The organism is Pseudoalteromonas sp. TAB23, from assembly GCF_000498075.1.
Classification (GTDB): domain Bacteria; phylum Pseudomonadota; class Gammaproteobacteria; order Enterobacterales; family Alteromonadaceae; genus Pseudoalteromonas; species Pseudoalteromonas arctica.
Genome location: NZ_AUTP01000137.1, coordinates 1 through 876, shown reverse-complemented (window position 1 = coordinate 876; position 876 = coordinate 1). Strand labels below are relative to the sequence as shown.

At 41.9% G+C, this 876-nt stretch carries 2 protein-coding genes and 1 pseudogene (1 of these 3 only partly in view); all 3 read right to left on the bottom strand.

Features of this window, described 5'->3' with window-relative positions:
• Nucleotides 1-207, bottom strand: partial view of a serine--tRNA ligase gene (gene serS / locus L654_RS0105255; RefSeq protein WP_024607478.1) — the 5' end (the start) only. It extends 1,107 nt beyond the left edge of the window; 207 of the gene's 1,314 nt are visible here — the first part of the coding sequence; it begins with the start codon at nucleotides 205-207; its stop codon lies beyond the left edge, outside the window.
• Between the two features lie 9 nt (nucleotides 208-216).
• On the bottom strand, nucleotides 217-597 hold the full coding sequence (gene crcB / locus L654_RS0105250) for a fluoride efflux transporter CrcB (protein WP_021032117.1): 381 nt from the start codon (nucleotides 595-597) through the stop codon (nucleotides 217-219).
• Nucleotides 590-876: pseudogene (locus L654_RS0105245) on the bottom strand (recombination factor protein RarA); the annotation flags it as partial. The gene crcB and the pseudogene L654_RS0105245, both read right to left, overlap by 8 nt.

The window sequence follows — 876 nt, the reverse complement described above, 5'->3', positions numbered from 1 at the left end:
CTGTGCGTCTTCGCCTTTAGCTTTGGCTTGACCAATTGCTTTTGCGCTTGCATTACGTTGACTTTGAAGTTCTTGCGTTTTTACTTGTAATGTTTTGCGTTTTTCTTCAAGTGCAGTTACCGTCGCGACATCGAGTTCGTAACCGCGAGCTGCTAAACGTGCTGCAGTTTGTTCGATGTCTTGACGTAAAAATTTAGAATCTAACATGTTAGTTTTTTAACCTTTTTGCATTACTAGCTGAAGGCCCAGCCAAGCCATAAAAATACACACCATCACGTTTAAGATGATATTGAGGGCCATTTTAATAAAGTGACCTTGTTGTAATAACAACAACGAGTCCATTGAGAATGTTGAAAAGGTGGTTAATGCACCTAAAAAGCCAATACCGATAAGGGTTTTGGCGGGGCTTGCGGTGATAATTTCTTTATCTATCAAACCGTACAAAATGCCCATTAACAATGAACCCAGAATATTAACCGTCAACGTGCCAAAAGGGAATCCCCTACCGAGGAGTTTTAGCATGCTTTCGCTAATAAAAAACCGTAAACACGCACCTGAGGCTCCGCCAAGGGCGATCATCATATAAAGTTTAATCATTTTCGTATCGTTTAAGTGGGCTTTGCGCATCGCGCTCTTTTAGGTAATCGAGTTTTTGTTTGATCTTTTGTTCAAGTCCGCGCTCGCTCGGTAAGTAATATTCTTTACCGTCCATTTCTGGTGGTAAATATTTTTCACCTGCGGCAAATGCACCCTCTTCATTATGCGCATAACGGTACTCAGCGCCATACCCTAAGTCTTTCATTAAATTAGTTGGGGCATTACGTAAATGCTCTGGCACTGGGTAACTTGGCTCGTTTTGAGCGTCTGCTTTGGCTT